The 6746-nt window shown below is 61.4% G+C and carries 5 protein-coding genes and 1 pseudogene; 2 read left to right on the top strand and 4 right to left on the bottom strand.

The genetic code is table 11. From position 1 onward, the window contains the following. Positions 1-1309: pseudogene (locus EOA78_RS04610) on the top strand (tetratricopeptide repeat protein); the annotation flags it as partial. A 209-nt stretch (positions 1310-1518) separates the two neighbouring features. Here EOA78_RS04610 and EOA78_RS04605 read toward each other — a convergent pair. The 3 genes from EOA78_RS04605 to EOA78_RS04595 all read right to left on the bottom strand — a co-directional run bounded on the left by EOA78_RS04605 (position 1519) and on the right by EOA78_RS04595 (position 4536). Next, a complete protein-coding gene (locus EOA78_RS04605; RefSeq protein WP_127314071.1) occupies positions 1519-2904 on the bottom strand; it encodes a hypothetical protein in 1386 nt (461 codons plus the stop codon). 208 nt (positions 2905-3112) lie between these two features. Then, the gene (locus EOA78_RS04600) at positions 3113-3637 is read right to left on the bottom strand and encodes a GNAT family N-acetyltransferase (RefSeq protein ID WP_127314070.1); all 525 of its coding nucleotides are present in this window, start codon (positions 3635-3637) and stop codon (positions 3113-3115) included. Between the two features lie 74 nt (positions 3638-3711). Next, positions 3712-4536 carry a hypothetical protein gene (locus EOA78_RS04595; RefSeq protein WP_127314069.1) on the bottom strand — a complete coding sequence of 275 codons (825 nt, stop codon included), beginning with the start codon at positions 4534-4536 and terminating at the stop codon, positions 3712-3714. Between the two features lie 207 nt (positions 4537-4743). Here EOA78_RS04595 and EOA78_RS04590 point away from each other — a divergent pair, with 207 nt between their 5' ends. Next, positions 4744-6159, top strand: coding sequence for an adenylate/guanylate cyclase domain-containing protein (locus tag EOA78_RS04590; RefSeq protein ID WP_127314068.1), 1416 nt, complete (start codon positions 4744-4746; stop codon positions 6157-6159). Positions 6160-6196: 37 nt separating this feature from the next. Here the strand turns inward: EOA78_RS04590 and EOA78_RS04585 are convergent, their stop codons facing one another. Then, positions 6197-6676: a class I SAM-dependent methyltransferase gene (locus EOA78_RS04585; RefSeq protein ID WP_127314067.1), complete on the bottom strand. Its 480-nt coding sequence runs from the start codon at positions 6674-6676 to the stop codon at positions 6197-6199. Positions 6677-6746 lie beyond the last annotated feature (70 nt).

Below are 6746 nucleotides of genomic sequence, written 5' to 3'. Positions count from 1 at the left end.
GCAGCACACAGCTCAAGAACATCGCCGAGCCGATCCGGGTCTATTCCCTGCAAGTCGGCAGCGCCGGGACCAAGGCGGCCGCGACAACGGAAACCGCGACGAGCCGGCCGGCGACGGCAGCGCCGCCAAAGCTGTCGATCGCCGTCTTGCCGTTCGCCAACATGAGCGGTGACGCCGAACAGGACTACTTCGCCGACGGCATCTCTGAAGATATCATCGCGGCGCTTTCCAAACTGTCGCAGCTCTTCGTCATAGCACGCAATTCGTCGTTCACTTTCAAGGGCAGAACGTCCATGTGCAGGAGGTGGGCACGAAGCTCGGCGTGCGGCATGTACTTGAGGGCAGCGTACGCAAGTCGGGGAACCGGGTACGCATCACCGCGCAGCTCATCGATGCAACCTCGGGCGGCCATCTTTGGGCGGAGCGGTTCGATCGCGACCTGACCGACATATTCGCCGTGCAGGACGACGTGACGCAGCAGATCGTCGATGCGCTGGCGCTCAATCTGACTGAGGGTGATCGTCAGCGGCTGGCGCCCGAGCACCCGCGCAACACGGAGGCATATGACTGTTTCCTGCGGGGCCGGGAGCTGTGGCACCGGCTGACGAAGGAGACGAACATCGCAGCCCGCGAGCTCTTGCAACGTGCCATCGAACTGGACCCGATGTTTGCCTCTGCCCACGCTTTCCTCGCCCTCACGCACGGACTCGATTACCTGAACAGGTGGAGTGCGTCGCCGCCGGAATCGATGGCGCAAGCGGAAGAGGCCGCAACGCGAGCGGTAACGCTGGATGGCAGCGATCCCTGGGCGCACTGGGCGCTGGGCATAGCCAAGCTGTACTCACGAAGTCACGACAGCGCCATCAACGAGGCCGAGCGCGCGATAGTCCTCAATCCGAACTTCGCCGAAGGGCACGTCGCCCTCGGCGAGGCGCTGTACTATTCGGGCAGATCCGAGGAGGCCCTCGAGAGTTTCGGCCGGGGGAAGACCTTGAATCCATACTTTCCGGATGTGCTTCTGCACTTCCAGGCGTTGGCCTCGTTTCAACTAGGAAGGTACGAAGAGGCCGTTGACCTCTTGATGCAACGGCTGGCTCGCAACGCTGTCACCGACGTCTCGCGCGCGCTTCTGGCCGCGAGCTACGGCCATCTGGGCCGTTTCGCCGAGGCCCGCGCGGCATGGCAGGAGGTGCTTCGCGTCAATCCCGACTATTCGCTGGAGTACCGTCGCAAAGTCTTGCCCTACAAGAACCCTGCCGATTTCGAACACGTGGTGGATGGGCTCCGCAAGGCCGGTGTCGTGCAATGACAGGTGAGGCATATGCGGCCGGATCAGACGCCAAAGGCTCACCGATAGATCGCCGTCACTTGCGGTTGTGCACTAGAGCAATTCCAGGAAAAGTGCGCACCTATTTTCCGTCAGGAATTGCGTCAAAACAAAGAGATAGAGCGGTTCTGCGTTCCGTGAAACGTGAACCGCTCTAGAAAATCAACCGGAAATAAGGCCCGAAGTGAGGCTCAGGTCGCCTTGACCTCTGCCTGGCCGATCTTGCGCCATCGGGCGTTTTCGCGAACCAGTTTCAGGTCGTCGGTCGTCTCGGCAAATGTCCGCAAACGGTATTGCCGGAGCAGGTCCGGGAAGAGCGCCCCTTCCGGCAGGCCGGCAAGCTGCTCGCGGACCGAGATCTTTTCATCGATGACCCGCATGCCCCAGGCATTTTCCCGAACCTGCAGCTCCGCAGCCAGATCGCGCTCTTCCGGCGCGTTTTCGTCTAGCACAGCCAGCAGGATCGAGTGGAAAAGCGCTACATAGCCAATCTGTCTCAGGCCGCCCACAACCCGCACGCGCGGCAATATGGCAAGAACGAGGAACATCAGGAACAAATTCGGCAGCAGTACGCCGTCCAGCAGCGCCTGCTTGAGATGCGGCCGCTCGAACGGGATGGAAAGACCATGTGGCCTGTTAGGCTCGATCAGGTGCCCGTCCTCGAGGACGAGCTTGCGCACGCGCTCCTCGCGGATGCCCCAGAAATAGGCCGTGGAATTCGGCAGGAATCTGCCAAATGGGCTCGATGCTGTCTCTTGCAAGGCACGTTCGAGACGCTGGCGCCTTGCGGGCTCAAAGAGCAGCCTGGAAAGAAGGCTGCTGTCATATTCTAGATGCCGAGCCATAGCAGCCGCGGCGAGCCGATCATCGATGAAAACCGGCTGGGCCCTACCGGAACGATCCCAATCGGCGACCAGATCCTCGTTGAGGGCTGTCAGCGCATCGGCGGCGGTTCCAAAAACCTTGTCCTGGCTGGAAAGCAGTGTGCCCAGCCAGCGGCTGGCATCCGTTTCGTCGCCCACCGCTTCGAGCGCGCGCTTGTTGAGGGTGACGGGACCGGCCACGCAGGCGCTCTTGCGGCACAGTTTGTGGCGCCCCATGCCAAACAGGTTGATCTTGTCGTCGCCGACATCGAGCCATCCCGGCCCCTCCCGGCCTATTGTCTCCATGGTCATCGTCGATCCCATGAAGCCGAAGAAGGCCGACAGCCCGTTTTCGACCGCCCCGAGCCAGGCAAGCAGGAGGGCGTCGAAGGTGATCCGGTCCATCAGAAGCAGGCAGTGCAGGCCAGACTGAATCACCGGTCTGTGCTCGAACTCGTCGAGGGCCTTGCCGATCTCTTCAGGCTGCATGATCGCACCAAGGCGCTGATGCAGGACTTCGCGCAGGATCGAGCGGGCAGCGATCGCCGGGCCCGATGCAGGCCTTGCCACAGGTCGCCACAGATGGCGGGCATAATCGGAAACCGGTGCATTCCAGTTCTGCTCGATGTCACGCACGACTTCCGGGCAGAGCAGCGACAGCACAGCCAGAATTTCCACCGGAGGCGTAGGGGTTGGGTCAACTACGGCGGTCATTGGTCCCGTCTAGCGGCCTGCGGTGCAAACGCCAAGGGAGACCAGACTTGCTGGATGCGGCCGGCCCACACATAGATCGTCAACTCGATCAAAGTGGCGTGAGACGAAATTGACCGCATCCTGCAGAGTTCTCCATGAGTACTCATCTGTTCGCCGACTCGGCACGAATTGTTAGATTGGCTAGACAGTTAAGGCCAAACAGCGGATCTCAGAACCGCAGCCGGGCCATGCTTAGGAGGTCGCGGTACTGCCCGTCGGTAAAACCGGCCTTCACATGCCGACCTTCGACCTCGAAGCCGTGGCTTGTGTAGAGACGAATGGCCGGTTCGTTGTCGGCATAGACGGTCAATTCGACCCGCTTCAGGGCGCGCCAGTTGTCGGCCACGTCAAGCAGCGCGCCAAGTATGGCAGAGCCGATACCCTGGCCGACAAAGGCATCGTCAAGGCCGATATTGATCTCGCCGATATGCGAACGGCGCGGCGAACCCTGCACGACCAGGCTGCCATGGCCGACGACCTTGCCGTCCAGCTCGGCAACAATCCACGTGGTTTCCTGGCCGGACTTGGCGATGCGCCGCTCCACCTGCTCCACCCGCTCGAAGGGCATTCTCAGCGTGCCCCAGCGGAAGCCCGGCATGTTGAAGATAGCGCAAAGCGCCTCCGCATCGCTTGGCCGGACGGACCGGAGCTGCGGCTGGATTTTCTTGGAGGATGGCGAGGTCGTGCTGGTCATGGCGTTTCCGGCGATGGCAGTCGGCCCGGCACGATGCACCGGACGTGACCTGAAAATCCAGCCTTCTCTGCAACCTATGATGCCGATTGCGAGCTAAAATACCGGGAGGCGGCGATGAGTTTGAAGACGCCGCTGATGCCGATCCAGCCGAAAAGGGTGAGCCAGCACAATGTCACGGTCGCCGTCCAGTCGATCCGGTGCACCGCAGCGTCGGTGATGACGATGCCAAGGATGGCAAGCAGGCCAATCAGGAACTGCGCCAAGCCGAGCACCAGCAGTTCCTCGCGCGGCGCGCTTCTCCAGACGAGATATATGCCGCCCGCACCGGCGAGGAAGATGGCGCTGTAGACCTGAGCGTGGAAGGCATCGATCGGCCATGGCCAGATGCTGCCGAATGTCAGGGGAAACAGCAACAGGCCGACGCCATAGAGCCCAAGGATCGCCGATTCCACCGGCATGTAGCCTCGCCATGCCGGATTCAAGGTCACACCTTTTGCAGAAGGACGGGCCCTGGCCCGCCACAGGAACAGCCCGGATACCGCTACCGAAGCAAGATAGACCAAAAACCAGAGCCAGGGCGCTTTGCGCTCGAAGTTGAAATAGCCGAGATTGATGAACGAAGCCACCGACACGATGACGGTGAAGATGAAGGCCATGACGAGCACGAGCCTGCCGGGCGACCGGCGATTCCAGACCAGCAGCGCCGCCATGACGACCATTTCGGCGGTGTAGAAGCCGCCGAGGAAGCGGGCATTGAACGGCGTGACGGCCCAAGGCCAGCGCGGCTTGACCAGCACAGGCGCGAAAAACAGGCCGGCGCCTATGATCAGGACGAGGATGACCACCACAGAGAAAAGGCGCAGGGCCGCGGGAAATGGCGGGTTGTCGGATGTCGGCATGGGAGAAAGCCCCAACGATGAATGGCCCCATGGACCATCATAGTGCCGCTTGCGGCCGGTGAAAATCCGCCGAATTGACATTGAACTGTCACCAGGGCTTGGCCATTCGAATGGCCGTACGGTCCGTTTCGAAGTAAGATGGAGCACTCGGACCAAAGACCGGTCCGGCCAAGACGCCTCGGGGGCGCATTTTCCGGAGCCTGCACGATGAACGAATCTCAGGATCTGTTCTCGCTTCTGCGGCAATCGACCGATGTCGATCCACAGGCAATCGACGCGATCAGGCGAACCATCGCGGAGGGCAAGGACCGCGAACTTTGCCGCATCAATGCGCCAGCCTTCGCCAGCAAGCATGGCCTCGATGAGGAACGCGCCATAAGCGCCTTTCTCCATGCGGCACGGGTGGGTATCTTCGACATTTCCTGGAATGTTCTGTGCCCCGGCTGTGGCGGCGTGCTCGACACCAACGCCACGCTGAAAACCCTGCAGAAGGACGAATACACCTGCGCGCTGTGCTCCGAGGGCTATTCGCCGACCCTCGACGAGATGGTCGAGGTGACATTCACCGTCAGTCCCCGCGTGCGCAGGATTGCCGCCCACAATCCACACGAACTGCCGTTGATGGAATATTTCCGCCAGATCTACTGGGGGTCCGGCGTCGATCTGCCGGAAGAGGATTTCGCGAAAAAGATAGAAGCGTTCTCGCTGGAGGATATCGAGCTTGCCCCCGGTGAAAAGGCGGTTCTGCCCATACAGCTTCCGTCCGAATTCGTCATCGTCTTCGAGCCGGTCACCCATTCAGTGCAGTTCATCGACGGGAAGGGCGAACCAACAAAAGAGCGCCGAAGCCTCTCTTTGGTCTTCGACCGCGACCATGTCCAGAACCAGACGCTGGAGATGCAACCCGGCCCGTTGCGCATTTCGCTGGAAAACAGGACCGACACCCGCGTGCTGCCGACGGTCTTCATCGCCGGCCAGGCATTGCATGATTTCCTGGGCAAACGCCGGCCCTTCCTGACGGCCAAGCGCCTGCTCACCAACCAGACGTTCCGCGATCTCTATCGCACGGATACACTCGACATCAACCAGCGCCTGAAGATCACCAGCCTGACCTTCCTGTTCACCGACCTTCGCGGATCGACCGAGCTTTACGAGCGGGTGGGCGACCTTTCAGCCTTCGATCTCGTGCGCGTCCATTTCCAGGTTCTGCACGAGATCGTCGCGGCGGAGGCAGGCGCGGTGGTGAAGACGATCGGTGATGCGGTGATGGCGACCTTCGCGACACCTGATCGTGCGATTGCTGCGGCCCTCAGGATGCGCGATGCCATGCGTGCGCTCAACGACAAGAGCGGGCGCGAGGATCTGCTGCTCAAGATCGGAGTCCATGCCGGCCCCTGCATCGCGGTGTCCATGAACGAGCGGCAGGACTATTTCGGCCAGACGGTCAACATTGCTTCGCGGGTCCAGAACCTTGCGAACGCACAGGCGATCTTCGCCACTCGTGCGGTGGTCGACGACAATCTCACCGCCGATCTGTTGCACAGGAACGCGCTGACGCCCGTGCCCCACGAGGTCTCGCTGCGCGGCATTGAGCGGGAGATAGCAGTGTATACGATCCCCTGAAGATTTGGCCCCCGACGATTTGGGTCGTCTCGGCCCCTCACACGCGCCTGCAGACAAAATACCGATCGGGGGGCACCGAAGGCGGTGGCGGGAGGGGTTGCAACAGCGGGTGATCGAGCGGCGTGCCGCTGACCGCTATGCCACCCACGCGAAGCAGGCGCGCGATCAGATCGGGAAGCCAGGTAGAGGTCACTGCATCGCGATCGTCATAGCCGGTGCCGATGTCGGCATGAACAAGAGCCGCGTCGATGCCAATGAACCTGCTCGCCGTCTCGCGTATTTCGCCGAGCACGAGGTTTTCAGGTTCGGGAATTGAGCTGGCGTGTGCGCCAAGTTCGCGGTCGAACACCACGATCCGGCGTCCGGGCAGGCGCTCGCGCAGATGGTGGAACGTCCGGCCATTGCCGAGGCCGAGCTCGAGCACCAGCCCTTCCATCTTCGCCACCTCGGGGCAAACTTGATCGAGGATGTCGCGCTGTGCGGTCATCCTGCTGATGAAATTCTCGAGGCGAGTCATATGCGTTGGTGTGTCCTGAAACCATCTCAAGAGATCGGCAATGCCCCCCTCCAGAACGGTTCACGGGTGA

This window comes from Mesorhizobium sp. M5C.F.Cr.IN.023.01.1.1, assembly GCF_003997585.1.
GTDB classification, from domain to species: Bacteria; Pseudomonadota; Alphaproteobacteria; order Rhizobiales; family Rhizobiaceae; genus Mesorhizobium; species Mesorhizobium wenxiniae.
This window is presented reverse-complemented; position numbering and strand designations above follow the sequence as displayed.